The following is a 15,514-nucleotide window of genomic DNA, read 5'->3' on the forward strand; positions in this document are numbered from 1 at the left end:
TATCTTAAGGACAGCTTATCGTATTTCCCGGATTAGTCGCATACGCCCCTTGAAATTGCAGACCCGCGAATAGGAACGGATAAGTCTGCGTGCTTGGAATCGGTTGAGTCAATAGTTTAATCTTATCCGTTGTGGTATTAAGACTGCAAGCCTGAGAAGCATTCGACGGGTTGGTCAACGTAGCCAAGGTAGCCTTAGAGGGAAGAGGAATCTGACCCAAAATGTTATTCACGAGAGGAATAATCAAAGATGGAATCAAGGGACTAACTACCGTCAGAACACCCTGAGGATCGATTCCAAAGGGATTGTACTGAGTTCCTTCCAAAATATCCAGAGTGTAAGACATACTAGAAGGATCGATAATTAAGCTGAGAGCATTCAGATTGCTGTAACCGGTTACGCCGGACGGTTGAATGAAGGGCGTAAACTTAATCGTTCCAAGCGCCTTAAAACTGGCTCTTGCCGTATTGATTAAATATTTCGGTCCGCTTGAAGGGACTCCATAAATCCTCAATTCAAGATCCGTAAAGTTCACTTCAAGCTGAGGGATAGCGGATCCTGAAGGAACCGGCTTCAAACTTCCGTTCGGTGCATGAATCGCCCAAAGATCGATTTCAACGCCATCATTACCGTTTACCGTGATCGTCTGACTTGGGTTGGAAGGATTCAAGCCGGTCAAACTGGGGAAACCCGGAGCCAAGATATTGATAATCGCGGAGGCTTGTAATAACGTTTTCGTTAACTGAAACAAGGCTCCGTTTCCAGCATAGGTTTGAATTTGGTTAATAAACGCCGCATTCAACGCTAAGTTAAAGGCTCCGTTCTGCCAAAGGCTATATGCGGCCTGAGTCACAGTGTCCGCACTCAAACCCAATAATAATCCCGGAGTCGCATTACTCTGAGAAAAGAGATAATTCTTCGCATTCTGAATCGCAGTAACTCCCGCAGCTCCGGCTGGCGCCGTGCTTACGAATCCGGTAGCGGCATTATGGCCGTGATAATTCGGATTTGCCGGAAGTAACCGACTGCTCGATTTCGCGACTAAAGCCACGTTTGCTGAAGCGACAATTCCTTTATTGGAACCGGACTGCTGCACTGCCGCATCCGAAGAAACTTGCAAAGAAAGAACTAGTGGGAAATTTGCCAACGGTGCAGGAAGATAATTGGGAAGATCCAATTCCAATCCCGGGTTATTCAAGGATTGAAGAACCGCATTCAAAGCGTTTACGGAAACGCGCTCTACGATATCCAATAAAAGCGATTGAGTGATCGCCGGAGTAACCTGAGGAACCGCGTTTGTGGCGATCATATTTGTGATCGGCCCTAGGAAGGATCCGAGTCCGCTCGTTGAATCTTGCAGGCTCATGGAGGCCGTATTCAAGTTCTGCCACCAAGGAGAAACATAGAAGTTACCCGTAATCGGATCGTTCGGATCGAAAGGATAAGCTCCGTTGGGAGATTTATTTGTACTCGTATAACGATTGATTTGAACGTTGATGTTCCCGCTTGAGTCGAACCAAGTTGTTGCCTTCGCTCTCGCGAGCCTCGGTGTATAAGGTCCGCTTCCGTTTACGGTCGAATTAGTGGTAAAATAGAAATCCTGTCCGTTTCCGATTAAGCAAGCTAAAACGGTACAATCGTGAGTCAGTCCTATGACCGCTAAGTCGATCACGGAATATTCTCCGTAAATATCGATTCCGATCGATCCGTTGCCTAGGACGTAAAAGGAATCCGTGATATTCGGAGTCGAATCCGGAGCCGTCGGAGGGATGCTAATTCCTGGAATAAAAACGTCCAAAGCCATGGGAAGATTCCCGAGCCCCAGAACGCTCGCAACCACATTGAACGCTCCTCCGTTCTGACTTCCACCGCAGTATCCGTCTCCGTATTGTCCGGAATTATCACCGTAATTGCGAATATAAGTAATCGAGCCCTGGTAATAATTGATACAACGAGAAGATAGATTCGAGGCGCTATTCGTAGAAGGATTCGAAGCAAAATCGTTAAAGGTCTGGTTGGCTACCTTGAAATCTGCGTGGGCAAACTTCTGTAGAATCTGTCCGAACAAAGCCATCGATTGCGCCTGGTCCATCACCGTCGTCGAGACACCTGTCAGTAATCCGTATGGACTTGCGTTTACCGGACCGTAATTAAAGGAGAAATATCTATTGAAGATCTCTCCGGTGGCCGTGATGATTTGGTAGTAGTAGGAATTCCCGCCTATAAACGCGTATAACCCCGGAGTCGAACTTAATCTTGCATCGGCGATTAGATCCAAATTGGACGCAACAGGACTAGACATGGAACAAGTGCCTGTGCATATAGTATACTGATCCGTAGAACCCATATGATTCAAAGTAATCGACTGAATCGGATTGGCGCCGCTGATCGGATTTGCAAAATTGCTAGTCACATAAAGGTGGGTATTCGTCGGAAATGTAATATCTTTTCCGCTGGTATTGCCCCAGCCTAACGAAACATTCGAGTAGGCTCCGATAGTAGCCGCAGTATTGATAAAATAATCCGGTTCCGTCGTAAATTGAACTTGGTATGGAATCAACGCCATTCCGTTAGAAGTCATTGAATTTGCAGTCAACGTAAACGTATAAGTCGTGTTAGCAGCCAGTTCCCTGTACGGATCGAAGATCAATCTTGTTCCGGAAGCCCAATGAAAGACTCCCCCTTTTCCGGGACCTGGAAGCGGATTGTTTAGAGAATCCAAAATCGAAAAGTCCGATTGAACGGACGCTTGGCTCATGGATTTTGAAAATCGAATTTCCAAGCTTTTATAGCGATTCACGCCTTGAAAAGAACTCACGAACAAAATTACACTCGGTCCGTTGGCTCCGAAATTTGCGGGCAATGAAGCGGGGGTGTCCAAAGGAGAATAAACGCTTCCGCTGACTCCCTGAGGAAGGCTTCCTCCCTGGTCGGTAACGATACCGAAAGAAGCGAGAAGGGAGGCAAACATTCCACCCCCTCCTTTTTTGGAGCCCGAACAAGATATCGTTAGAGTCCCCATCAGGAATATGCATATTCCGAGGTTTTTGAAGCCGATTTTATTTATATTGAAGCTTTCCATACTCTTTCCTCTCTAATCCGTCATCTCAAAGAAAACATTACATTCAAATCGTCGAAATAAGTCGAAGTCGGTTGGCCTGAGTTCCAGTTATCGTAAAAGTAATAACCTTCCGGGCTGAACTTTCTTCCGTTTTGATATATATCCGCAAGCTCTCCGATCAAGGTTCCCGCAGAATATAAGAACGACGTATTGTCGTATGCCTGGGTTTGAATCAGTTGAGAATTTAATAAAGTTTTAAAGTCTTGAAACAAATCCGTGACTGCAAAATTCGGATCCATATATGCGTTGGTTTCCAGGTAGGAGAAAAATGCTCCCGGGACGGCCAAATAATATCCCGTTCCGTACAAATTTTTGCCGTAAGGCGCGATTGCAGTCAGAACCGGCGGCAAACTTTGAGTTAATAAATTTGTGACCGTATAAGTTCCGGTATGATTCGGATGATTGAATAAGGACGCCAAAAGGTCCAAAGTATTCTGGATATCCGCATACGACGGTTGAATATTGATCAACAGATCGAGAAGAAAATCTAGAGACTTGACGACCGACCAACCTGACGAACTCGACATATAGTCTCTGATATTATTCGCAAAATTACCCACATCGTCCCAGGTGGAGTCATAGATATTGGCCGATCTCGGAGCAAAGTAAGTGGACCCTCCGCCGCATACGAATGTCGGATCGGGATTACAGAATAATTGCGGGTTCGGATATTCAACGATATGATCTCGGAACCAATAAATGACTCCGCCTTGGATATCGAATTTTGTCGGACAAAGTGTCTGGAATGAGGTATCGTCAGTGGCGCCGGCGCATTCGGATATCAGAAGTGTTTCCCCCATAATATTTTCCAATGCAGGGGCAATCAAAGCGAAGGAATCGGCGTGCGAAGCATCGCCCAATTGAGCCAAGAATTGAGCTAAGCCTGAAACCAATCTAGTCTTACTAATTAAGTTCAACATCCCGTCCTGAAAGCGTCTCGTATTCTCGGTCAGAATACTGAGAAAAGAACGGAACGTATCATCGGGTTGATAATCCGATACGCCTCCACTGGGGTTTCTCAATCCGTACGTAATACCGTTTATACGAATTTGATAAATGGAAGGAGGAGTCGGGTTGGTTACTGTTCCGTTCGTCGTATCCGGTCCATAGAATGCGTAAGGGCGCGAAAGAAGTTCCGCTAATCTAGATAAAATCGTGACTGGATTCTGAGGAGTAGCGGTCGTTTGACCGCTAACTTTATCTAATACTGATTTCGCTAATGCAGCCACAAATGGGGTAAACCGATTTCGATACGGCCAATAAACCGTGTCGTTCGCGTTGAATAAATCCGGAGTCACGGGAGCGGGCGAAGTAGTCGCCGTATTAATGGATGAACTCGTATCCGTGCTAGTTGCGGGTAAAAAGCCGAGTAACTGAAGTACGTAACCGTTTTGAGAAATAACCGGAGGAATCAAACCGTAACTGATGGTAGGTTGAGGAACCAAAAGTGACCATAATGCGGAATATACGACAGTAGGTCCCATATTTCCGCTGCTTGCAGGAACTCCTGTTCCGTCGGCTCCGTATCCCCACCCTTCTACCAACATAGCGGAATCGCCCGGAACGGAGGAGAAATACTGCAAATCCTGATGAACTGCGCTATAAACTTTCAGCATCTTGGTCGTGTCCGGTGAGTTACCGGTCGTGCTTCTCCACTGACCATTATAATTTCCGCATGTACCGGAAGATGCGGTCGCCAAAGGCCCGCAATTCGCGTTCAGGTTCAGCATTCCGACCAGACCGTTTCCGACGGCTGTGACGAATAAGGCTTCCGCAAACGCGACGGTCGCCGCCAATTTCGCACGAACAGGTAAAACTACGACAAAGCGTTTTTCATACAAAAGCCATTGTAGATTTTTGTAAAATGCTTCCTCATCCGAAGAAACCGCGCGCTGTGCGTCCGTCTTCGCAATTTCCGGAATCGTGTATTGCCCTGCTCCTGCTGTTCCGTTCGGAGTCGCGCATGTTGTTGCGGAATTGTACCCGCCGAGAGAAATGCATTTATTGGTGGAATTCGGATTGAGTTGAATATCGTATCTGTGCGTTTTCCAAGTCGGCTTATAGTTGTTCTCGCTCAGATCGGAATTTCTCGCGATCGATCCGTCCGGAGAAAGATAATTCCCGGCCCCATCCCTGCGATTCACGTTATAATAAGGGCCATATCCTTTGTAAGTGACTTTGACTAGCCAGTCGAGCATCCAAGGCAGAGTTTTGTTAAAAACTTTATCGTAAGGACCTGCGGTAGCGGACAAATCGATAGGATTGGTACTAGGAACCTGAGTCGCCCCACGAGACGCGTCTTCCATTAAGGAAAGGACCCGAGAATTCATTCCGATTTGATAAACGGACCCGTCCCGATAAACGTTATTGCTCGTACGACTCTGTTCCGAAATGTTCTTAAAGTTGAATGAATCCGACGAAGATATAACGGACATCATCGCGAATAATCCGTCCCCTAACGTGATCTCACCGCCGGTCATTCCAGTAATCCAGTCATTCGTCGTAACCGATGGATTCCAGGTGTATCCGTAATTATCCGCTAAATATAATATGAGAAAGAGTGTCTCCAATGCGGACACCGTTCCGCTATTCGCGTTGTAAGCCCGATCGAATCCGTTTCCGTCCACGCGAATTAAATTACCTAAGGATTGTTCGATAGGTCCTGATCCTGATTGTGAAGAAGCCAATAGAGTCGTAGGAAACCCGAGAGCATTTAAGTTAGTCGCGGAATCTTTTAAGAAATCGATGCCGTTATATCCGGCGCCTAACGCTGCATTTTTTGAAGGAACGACTAGGTCCCTCACGACTTGGAAAAAATCGGTAAACAAAACTCCTAACTCGGAGGAATGCAAGGTCCCGCCGGGAGCGTTATAGGCAGCGTTCGTGCTGTACGTGGTCGACTGTCCCGGAACGGCTACCGTGAAATACTTTACCAAATTTAGAATCAATTGTTTAAGGGTTGTCGCCGGGGAAGTCTGGTTCATGAAGCCGGCTTGGAAATTCATCATGTCACCGGCGCCGTATACGATATTAATGAATCCGTTCTTTAGCGCGTGAGTCGGATCGTTGACTGCGGACGGCGCAAAAAATCCGTTCATCAATCCCTGAACTCCTGAGCGAAAATTAGCGTTTGCAGTCAGTGCTTTGTACAGAAAATCTTCCGCTTTTTGCAGAAAGTTGATCGTGGTTTGTTTTTTCAGATCGTTCGCCGTCGTAGTGATGGACTGTTGAATCTGAAGATTAGAATTGGAATTGTATTCGTCGAGTAGAGCTTGTGCGGTAATCGGAATCAAATTGCGAACCACTGGGGATGGGTAATGGCGAATTTTTTCGATGATAGGCTGTACAGCAGCGTACGCACCAGGATTATTCGTTTGAATTTTATTGATTAGATCCGCACCTCCGGAAGCTAATGTCTGCATTGCCGGACGACTCTGAATCATCATCGCTTCGGTCGCCCGTAGCGTTCCCAAATTATCGGGCTGCGGGGCCTTTGCAAGCGAATCGCCTAACGCCTTATTGAAGCCGACAGGATCTAAATTCGTAAAAAAACTCTTAACGACGGGGAAAGGATTTAAGAAAGTAAATAGAGAAACACCGGTGTATGCGGTGGTATTATCATAAAATTTAGCGATTCCGTTCTTCTCCGTACCGGAGTGAGAACAACCGCCAGATAAGGTGAATATAAGCGAAAAAATAAGGATAAAACCGGATAATTTCGTCGAAATCGCCTGGGCGCTCCTGCGGTATCCTAGTGCTTTTCTTCGCATTTTCATCCCCATAGTCTCCATATAGAAACCAATTCGCTTTATTGAACGACCGTTATTGATAAAACTTCGATCGTTACCGCTTATGCCGCTTAGACCGAAATTATTCAAATCTTTTTTTATATCAATCGTTCGAATCGTGTATCAGTTGCTATACTTGTACATATTACAACGGTCTACACAACGATTTTTTTCATCATTTTAATGGTTTTTTTATCGAACGATTGTTTTTTTATTTCCAGACTAAGGTTCCAAATATTCCAATTATTTTCATATTTTCTCACTTACGGGAGACTTTCTTTTCTCTTAAGCGATAGCAATAATGTAATAATTTATTTCCAAACTTAGTCCTTGAGTACTGCGAACGGTTTTTCGGAAAGCCATACCCGAAACGAGGAAAGATAATTTTAAATATCGCCGGATATAAAAAAACCGCTCCAGTTTAGAAGAGCGGTTTTTTTCTAAGGTGAATCTCGTTCTAAATTAGGCCGGCTTCGCCTGCCTTTTCTTGTAGATTCCGTAGCCGATTGCCGCAAGCGCGAGTAATAGCCAAATATACCAAAATTTTACTAGCAAAATCGTTATCGCAGTGATAACGAACGCGACGATTCCCAATAGGAAAGAAATTGCCATCTTTCCGAATTCTCCGATCAGCGGAATAAAACTGAGTAAAGCCGTCAAAGGTCCGACAAGAAGATTCAGACTGATCCAAACGAGGACGAAACTTACTCCTCGTCCGATCCATTTCATCATTTTATCATCGTCCGCTATATCTTTCATGGTTTTTTGGAAGTCACCCACGGAAGCGTTTAAAAATAGATTATCTTCTTTACTCTTATACTTTCCGATAGAATGTCCCGAAACTGCGCCGACAAACGTCATATTTTCCGTCGGAACGGAGCGAACTTCAACGCTGACGCGCTCACAACCTTCAACTTCATCTTTCGAGCATTTCTCGTTTAAAAAGACGTATTCGTCCTTTAAAATTCCTTTGGTAAGATGCGAAGCTTCCGGAGCAACGGCAGGAACTTCGCTAGTATAATCCACTTCCTTTAAATTTACGGAATATGCTTTTCCATCCTCACCTTTTACTTTTCCTCCGGTTGCAAAAGTTTCCGCCTTCGCATGACTCACTTGATAGAACGGTTTGGATTTACATCCTGAAAGTTCGAAATTTTTAGGATTTTTAGGGGAGGAAGTCCATTCCAGTTTGCATGTGCGTACTTTCTTTTTATTCGTACCGCTCCCTTCTTCCTTCACTTCTTCGGTCCAAGCATACACTTCGGGAGTCTGCGAATAGGAGATATAATGGCCCTGCCTAACGAATTCACCTCCAAGAGAATCTGCCGTCAAAGTCCCGGTAACATAGGAAGGCAATCCTTCCTGTGCTTGAGCGGCAGGAACCGCCCCTTTGAGCGCAGCGCTAGCTTGCTCGCAAGTCTCAATTTGGTAGATGAGAAATAGAGAAACTGGAAATAATACGATCCCGGAGAGAATTCCTTTGAACGAATCTCCTAGTTGACCGAATACGCCTATACTCTCCGACGAGGACATCCCGTCCGAATTTTCGAATGCCATGATGTTGTCTCCTGAATTTGGGCTAAAAAGCGAAATCGCATGTTAACCCTATTTCAGGGAGTTAGGCAATTTATTTTTTCCATGAAATTAGAAGAAAAGAATTATTTTTACTAATTAAAACGGTCGTGCAAAAACGATTTAAAACAATTCCAGCCAGGCGGTTCGAATATCGGACTTCTCCATAAAATACGTGCCGATCAGCGCGGCATCCACGTACGGCCTAAATGCGTCCAGATCCTGTTTACTTTTTATTCCCGATTCTCCCACTTTTACTATATTAGGAGAAAGTTTATTTGCAACTTTTGGAACTAAATCCTTATGAATCGAGAAATCGTCCAAGTCTCTGGTATTGATTCCTACGATATTCGCACCGGCATCTCTCGCGATTTCGGCCTCTTCTTCGGTATGAATTTCCGTAAGGACACCCATGCCCAGTTTAGTGGCGGCAAGAATGAGATTCTTGAGCGTATCCGGATCCAAAATTCTAACGATTAAAAGTATCGCACCGGCTCCATATTCTCTGGCCTCGATTACTTGTCTTTCGTCTATTATAAAATCTTTACGCAACACCGGGATATTTACCTTTTCCGATACTTGCCGTAGATGCTCTAAAGAACCGCCGAAGTAATCGGTGTCTGTTAATACGGAAATTCCGGAAGCCCCGCATTCTTCGTACACTTTAGCGATTTGGGTCGGTTCATAGGTTTCCCGAATCGTTCCGGCAGAGGGACTCTTACGTTTACATTCGGCAATAATCGAAAATTTACGGGAGCGCAGCGACTGCCACAAACTCGGTCCTGAATACTTTACCGGGGTATATTCGGGAATCGTTTCCAATTCCCTTTTCTTTGTCTCGAGAATATCTCGTAAAACTCTGTGCAACCCCATTCAATTAGCTGCGGAACGACTTTAGAGCTTCATCCTCCGTCTCTCGAATATCGAAGAGAGAAGTAAGTTCAATCACATCAAAAATTCTTTTTACCGCAGGTTTGATTCCGCAAATTTTTAAGCCGCCTTCCTTTGCGTTCAGCTTCCTAAGAGTCGAGATACAAGCTCTAAATCCGGAAGAAGACATGTAATCGACGTCTTGCATATTCAAGATCACTTTTGTGTGTCCTTGATTGTCGATGAGATCGTTGAGATTCTCTTCGACTTCGTTAGCGATGGAGACGTCTAAACGCCCCTTGAGGTAAACAATGAGAACTCCGTCCTGTACCTTATGATCCAGCAAGGGAACCTACCCTAAGCGATAAATTAGAGACAATTCTGAGTCCGAAAAATAGCCTGTCAACCAAGTTCCCCCATATGGCAAATTTTCCTACCTCCCTAATGGGCCAGCGAGTCCTCGTTCTGGGCGGAGGTGTTTCCGGAATGGCTGCACTCCGTCTCCTTCGAGAAAGACAGGCCGTTCCCATCCTCTGCAATTCCCAACCCGTACCTTCCTTCACGGAAACGTACGTAGGTGAAGACGTTTCGTTAACTTCCCTACTTCCGTTGACCCTAATTGTCAAAAGTCCCGGATTATCTCCCGAGCATCCTATCATTCAACAGGCTCATTCGCTTTTCATTCCGGTTGTCTCCGAAGTGGAATTCGCGCGTACATTCTTTTTCGGTAAATTGATAGGGGTAACCGGAACCGACGGAAAATCCACTACGACGGCGCTAACATGCCATCTTCTATCAAAAGATTTTCCGGGAGCACAGGCCGGCGGAAATATCGGACATGCATTTAGCGATTTCTGCCTGGGCCCGATTCCACTCGCGGTTTTGGAACTGTCCAGTTACCAATTAGAGGATTCAGGACCTTTATCACTTGATGTTTCCGTAATTCTCAATTTGGCTCCGGATCATTTAGAACGTCATGGAACTTTGGATAACTATTTTGCTGCTAAAGCTAGAATTATCGATAAAAATAGTTCGAAACATACTCTAGTCGTTAGCTCCAAGTTATTCAGAGAACGAATTCAGCAAATGAATTGCCTCTGCAAAGTTAGCACGTTCGGCAGAGAAGAAGGAAATGATGCGAGAATTTTGGACGAAGAACGGATCATTCAGACTGCAAAAGCCGAATATGATGCAAAAACCTTTCTGCTGTTCGGCGGTCATAATCTGGAAAATTTGAGCGCTGCGATTCTTGCTGCGGAAGCAGCAGGAGGAAATCCTGCGAATATTCAGCAGGCCATTTCTAGTTTTGCGGGCCTACCCCATCGCTTCCAACAAGCGGGACGTGCAGCCGGGATAACGTTTATCAACGATTCTAAATCGACAAACCTTCATAGTATGCTCGCGGGAATGAGTACCTGGAAGGAAAAGAAAACCACATGTCTAATTCTTGGTGGAAGACCTAAATCGGAATCCTTCGAACCTCTAAGGCAATTTCTGAAATCCGGTATCGGCTGGGTGATTCTCTTGGGAGAAGCAAGAGCTGCCTGGGCCTCCGAAATTTCACCTCTTCTCGGAGATCATCTTGTTTCGGTGGAAAACTTGGAAGAGGCATTCTCCTGGCTCAAGACCGCGATTCGCTCCGGAAGAGCAAGATTGCAATCCGTAGTATTTTCCCCAGCCTGCGCCAGCTTCGATCAATATAAGAATTTTGAAGAGAGAGGGGAACATTTCTTAAGCTTAGTACGGCAGTGGGCGCAAGAGGAGCCCTGAAGCCTCTTTCAAAATCGCCGTTTAAGAGTTTGAAAACTATTTCGTCAGATGCGGATGGTGGGAAAGTCTTTCCCAAACTTTCGCCTCTACGAACATCTTCAGTAAATCGTTGTCCAAATGGTTGTCCTTAGATTCCATTTCCAGAATATCTAAGGCCCTATCGAGAGGGACGGCTTTTTTATACGGGCGATCCTTATCCGTCAACGCATCGAATATATCGGAGATGGTCATTATCCTGGATTGAACGGGAATATCATCTCCGGATAAGCCTCGCGGATAGCCGCTTCCGTTCAGTTTTTCATGGTGAGCGTGAGCTATTGCCGGAACCATTTTCAAATCGCTCGTCCAAGGAATTTTACTTAAAAATTGAAACGTATGCTCCACATGAGATTCGATTTCCTTTCTTTCGTCGAAATCCAACGATCCCTTCTTGATGGTTAAAAAACCGAATTCATAGGGAGAGAGCAAATCCATGCATTCGCCATCTGTCGTTGTATACTGTATTTTAGCTATGTCTTCCAAGAAATGCGAATTCGTTTCTTCTAATATAGAAGGTTCGTTCGATTGGCGAATGATCTGAAGCATGGAATTAAGACGCTTAAATTCTTCCGCTTTTTCGAATTCCAAGGACTTTTCAAAATCGACAAACCCGACGGTTCCGTGTCGTTTCAAATATTCAACTTTCTTTAAATTGAATCTGGATTCCAGGTCCTTGATCAAGAAACGAAAGCGCCAGTCTATTACGCTTAACTCCAGATCTTCTAGCTTTTTGGCCTTTACCAGGACTTTTTCCCGGACACCGACTTTGCCGAAATCGTGCAAAAGGGATGCATACCGAATTTCTTTTAATTGTTCCTTGCTGAATCTAATATCCTTATACTTGCCCGAGTTGGCGCGATCCACGGTCTCGGCTAGGCCCACCGTTAATAACGCGACTCTAAAAGAATGACCGCTAGTGGTCGGATCTCGCGCCTCGATAGCATTTACGGAAGCGGTGACAAATCCTTCGAATAAGGTTTCGATCTCCCTTAAAAGATAATTATTCTGAATCGCGACGGCGGCCTGCCCTGCTACACCCAGAACCAATTGCGAGGAATAATCGTCGAAGGGTTGGATATCCTCCCCTTTCATTTGCTCGGCGGTGAGTTTTTGATTGAAATTGCGTTTCCGATTGATTAGCTGCAAGACTCCGACCACTTCACCCCGATGATCTTTCATCGGAACCACAAGCATCGATTTCGTATGATAGTTCGTTAATACGTCAAAGTTCCCGTTAAAAGTAAATTCGGTTCCTTCCGGCAAATTATAGACATCCGGCAGATTCAAGACTTTTCCGGTTTCCGCGACGTAACCCGCGATACTAGCCTTATTGATCGGAAGTAAAAATTCTTCTCCTACGTTCAAAGCTGAAATTTTGAAACGTAAACTCTTAACGTAACTGATTTCATCTCTTTCCACCAGATACAAAGAACCGGAATCCGCATTACATATCTCCCTTGCGCTGAAGAGAATCTCACCCAACAATTTATCGAAATCCTTCTCGTTCGCGAGACTGATTCCGATCCGAGTGAGTCGATTGATTTCGTACTTTGCCGTGTTGATTCGGTGCAGCAAATCAAATTGGTCCGTCACCATCTGCAGGTGAACGAACGCATTCGCTAAATTCTTACATAGATGAAGGTCGGTCGCAGTGTCTGGAAGAATTCCGAAAATAAGATCGTCTTCTATTTCGGTCTGTCTATGTCCTTCATAGGTCAGTTCCGCATTCAAAATAAAACGGGCAAGGATAAGAGGATTTAAACGAAGTTGTTCTCGAATGCGTCGATGCTCTTCTTCCAGCGTAGGCGCAGATATATAAAAGACGATATTTACGAATTGCTCCGCGTCTCTGATTTCGGGAGAATCGTAAAAGTCCCGAAGAAGAAGAATATCCGGATTGAGTTTGTTCCGGAGAATAGTTAGTCTACGGTCTAAGATCCGATAATCCGTTACGATGTATTGCTTAAACTTGGACTCCATTCCTTAACGGCCCATCCTACGAGGATTCTATATTCATGAAAAGGAGAATTTTCTAAGCTTCAACTCGGGAGCTCCATCAGAAAAGAAGAACATACTGGAAATTCAGTATACTCGAGGGGAGCGACTTAGATCACATTCCATTCCTCATTGAGAAATTAGATCGAAAAAACGAAAAAAACCTCAAAGACTTAGCAAAATAAAAAGCGCTTCCCGCAAAATTTGCAAGAAGCGCTTAACTATCTTCGTCTAATCGTTGTTTAGGCGAATTAACGTTTCAATCCTAAAACTTCCTGCAACATCTGATCGGTTGTAGTGATCGTTCTTGAATTTGCCTGGAACCCTCTTTGGGTTACGATCATATCGGTAAATTGATCGGATAAATCCACATTGGACATTTCCAGTAATCCGGCGTTAATCTTCCCGCGCCCTGCGATTCCGGCTTCCCCGATCAAAGCTTCTCCCGAGTTGTTCGAAAAAGCGAACATAGTATCTCCGGCTTTATCTAGACCGGCTGGGTTATTAAACACTGCGGTAGCAATTCTAGCTAACGGTTGTTTTATGCCGTTGGAATAAACCCCGGTAATCGTTCCTGAATTATCGATCGAGAAGGATTCCAGGTAACCCATCGTATATCCGTCTTGCTTTACGGCTTTCGTCGTAAAATCCGAGGAGAACTGGGTAATTCCATCCACCATGCCGGATTCGCCCAACGCTAAATCGAAACTTTGGACCTGCGGGTTCCCGGGAAGACGAAACGATACTTTGGCGTTCAATTTTCCGGTATTCATCATATCCGCCCCGTCGGAGACATATACGATTTTTCCGTCAGGGGTGAATCCGAATTCAAGTTCGGTACTACCGGGGAGTTGGGTGTTTTGTCCACCGGTTCCTGCTACGTCTACGGAAAGTTGAGTTGCATCCGTTAAGGATACGCGTCCTTTCCAAGTATTTTCCCTGACTTTGTAGAATTCCATTTTCAGTTCGCGCTGCTCTCCCTGATCATCGAACACTTTGATCGTGGTTACATGGCCGCGTCTTTGTTTCGGATCGGGATCATTGATAAAAGCGGTAATTTCCTCGGGAGTTGCATCCGGAGGCACGGCAGGCACCGACGAGTTCAAGTTGGATCTGAAATCTATCTTGGAAGTTGCTCTCGCAGGTTCTTTAGAATATACCGGAATAATAATATCTTCCACGGAACCGGAGGAATTGATGAACTTATTCCCCTTTTCGTCCAGACGAGAATTCCATCCTTGAACTTTCAAACCGTTCGCGGGATTTACGTAGTATCCGTTTTTATCCAAGTTAAAAGCGCCCGCTCTCGTATAGAACTGCTTATCTCCGTCCTTCACGATGAAGAATCCTTCTCCGGAGATCGCCACGTCGGTATTCTTACCGGTCGTCTGTAAGGCGCCTTGCGTCATAATCTTATCGATTGCCGCAATTAAAGCTCCGAGACCCACTTGTTGCGGGTTCACCCCTCCGATATTTTCCTTCGGTTCGGAGGCACCTCGCAATTCTTGGGATATCATATCCTGAAACGTTACCCGTTCCGTTTTGAAACCGTGGGTGTTCACGTTGGAAATGTTGTTTCCGATCACATCCATCCTGACTTGGTGGTTTTTTAGACCGGAAACTCCCGAATACAGAGATCTCATCATAGCGTTTGTACCTCGATACTTTCTATCTTATTCATAATTACGTTCATTTGGTTTACCGGGAAAGCTCCAACCGGGAGCTCCCGAATTCCATTCTTCACCGGTCTCCTCTGCCGCTTGATTGGCGGAAGGAAGGTTTGATGTTGGAACTGCTGCAGTCGTTTGGTTTCCGTTTGAGGGAGAAGAGGGTACGCTTTTCGTGCTCGATTCGGCTTGATTCAAGACGCTCGGATCGGTAATAAGCGTAATCGCATCGATCTCGACGGTTCTTCCGTTCACTCGTACGAACGATTTTCCCTCTCCATCAAAAAAGAGAGCTCCGGCTAATCCGACTACGTTCTCTCCCGTTACGAAATCCGGCCCGGAGACGACTTTACCGACCAGCGAGAAGCTTTGACGATTGGTCATCTTCCCGATTCCTTGGGAAATATTATTCATCTGCTCCAACGAAGAGAATTGCGCCATCTGAGCGATAAAGTCCTGATCCTTAACCGGATTTGTAGGGTCTTGCGATGATAATTGCGTGATCAATAATTTAAGAAAATCATCTTTTCCTAAAGCCTTTGCGGTGGAACGAATCTCGATACCTTGGAGTCCGCTCTTTTCTTCCTTCTCCAATTTCTCGAAATGGTTCTTTAAATTGAAGCTTCTGTCTCCTTCGAGATAACGACTACGCGAGGCTTCGCTGCTTACAGCGTTTGTATCCGGCATTATGG

General features: G+C 45.2%; 9 protein-coding genes. 1 reads left to right on the top strand and 8 read right to left on the bottom strand.

Annotated elements, in window-relative coordinates; all coding sequences use genetic code 11:
* Positions 1-4 precede the first annotated feature (4 nt).
* The 5 genes from LEP1GSC058_RS09265 to LEP1GSC058_RS09285 form a co-directional block, all read right to left on the bottom strand.
* Positions 5-3,082 (bottom strand): Ig-like domain-containing protein, encoded by a 3,078-nt coding sequence (locus LEP1GSC058_RS09265; protein ID WP_016550032.1) that lies wholly within the window; start codon positions 3,080-3,082, stop codon positions 5-7.
* Positions 3,083-3,102: 20 nt separating this feature from the next.
* Positions 3,103-6,891 (bottom strand): hypothetical protein, encoded by a 3,789-nt coding sequence (locus LEP1GSC058_RS09270; RefSeq protein WP_232224663.1) that lies wholly within the window; start codon positions 6,889-6,891, stop codon positions 3,103-3,105.
* Positions 6,892-7,371: 480 nt separating this feature from the next.
* Complete coding sequence (locus LEP1GSC058_RS09275) at positions 7,372-8,466, bottom strand: TMEM43 family protein (protein WP_016550789.1); 1,095 nt, start codon at positions 8,464-8,466, stop codon at positions 7,372-7,374.
* Between the two features lie 138 nt (positions 8,467-8,604).
* Positions 8,605-9,354, bottom strand: coding sequence for a beta/alpha barrel domain-containing protein (locus tag LEP1GSC058_RS09280; RefSeq protein WP_016550770.1), 750 nt, complete (start codon positions 9,352-9,354; stop codon positions 8,605-8,607).
* Between the two features lie 4 nt (positions 9,355-9,358).
* A complete protein-coding gene (locus tag LEP1GSC058_RS09285) occupies positions 9,359-9,697 on the bottom strand; it encodes an STAS domain-containing protein (RefSeq protein WP_016549786.1) in 339 nt (112 codons plus the stop codon).
* A 74-nt stretch (positions 9,698-9,771) separates the two neighbouring features.
* Here LEP1GSC058_RS09285 and murD point away from each other — a divergent pair, with 74 nt between their 5' ends.
* On the top strand, positions 9,772-11,121 hold the full coding sequence (gene murD, locus LEP1GSC058_RS09290; RefSeq protein ID WP_016550286.1) for a UDP-N-acetylmuramoyl-L-alanine--D-glutamate ligase: 1,350 nt from the start codon (positions 9,772-9,774) through the stop codon (positions 11,119-11,121).
* Positions 11,122-11,157: 36 nt separating this feature from the next.
* Here murD and LEP1GSC058_RS09295 read toward each other — a convergent pair whose 3' ends face one another.
* The 3 genes from LEP1GSC058_RS09295 to LEP1GSC058_RS09305 form a co-directional block, all read right to left on the bottom strand.
* Positions 11,158-13,140 (bottom strand): HD domain-containing phosphohydrolase, encoded by a 1,983-nt coding sequence (locus LEP1GSC058_RS09295; protein ID WP_016549542.1) that lies wholly within the window; start codon positions 13,138-13,140, stop codon positions 11,158-11,160.
* Positions 13,141-13,406: 266 nt separating this feature from the next.
* Positions 13,407-14,801, bottom strand: coding sequence for a flagellar hook protein FlgE (gene flgE, locus LEP1GSC058_RS09300; RefSeq protein WP_039948257.1), 1,395 nt, complete (start codon positions 14,799-14,801; stop codon positions 13,407-13,409).
* 27 nt (positions 14,802-14,828) lie between these two features.
* On the bottom strand, positions 14,829-15,509 hold the full coding sequence (locus LEP1GSC058_RS09305) for a flagellar hook capping FlgD N-terminal domain-containing protein (RefSeq protein WP_016550960.1): 681 nt from the start codon (positions 15,507-15,509) through the stop codon (positions 14,829-14,831).
* Positions 15,510-15,514: the final 5 nt, after the last annotated feature.

The sequence above is a fragment of the Leptospira fainei serovar Hurstbridge str. BUT 6 genome, from assembly GCF_000306235.2.
GTDB lineage: Bacteria > Spirochaetota > Leptospiria > Leptospirales > Leptospiraceae > Leptospira_B > Leptospira_B fainei.

Bases quoted from the DNA above. Each gene is read 5' to 3' on its own strand.
- flgE (WP_039948257.1), bottom strand. From the start codon at position 14,801: ATGATGAGATCTCTGTATTCGGGAGTTTCCGGTCTAAAAAACCACCAA.
- LEP1GSC058_RS09270 (WP_232224663.1), bottom strand. From the start codon at position 6,891: ATGCGAAGAAAAGCACTAGGATACCGCAGGAGCGCCCAGGCGATTTCG.
- LEP1GSC058_RS09305 (WP_016550960.1), bottom strand. From the start codon at position 15,509: ATGCCGGATACAAACGCTGTAAGCAGCGAAGCCTCGCGTAGTCGTTAT.
- LEP1GSC058_RS09265 (WP_016550032.1), bottom strand. From the start codon at position 3,082: ATGGAAAGCTTCAATATAAATAAAATCGGCTTCAAAAACCTCGGAATA.
- LEP1GSC058_RS09275 (WP_016550789.1), bottom strand. From the start codon at position 8,466: ATGGCATTCGAAAATTCGGACGGGATGTCCTCGTCGGAGAGTATAGGC.
- LEP1GSC058_RS09295 (WP_016549542.1), bottom strand. From the start codon at position 13,140: ATGGAGTCCAAGTTTAAGCAATACATCGTAACGGATTATCGGATCTTA.
- murD (WP_016550286.1), top strand. From the start codon at position 9,772: ATGGCAAATTTTCCTACCTCCCTAATGGGCCAGCGAGTCCTCGTTCTG.
- LEP1GSC058_RS09280 (WP_016550770.1), bottom strand. From the start codon at position 9,354: ATGGGGTTGCACAGAGTTTTACGAGATATTCTCGAGACAAAGAAAAGG.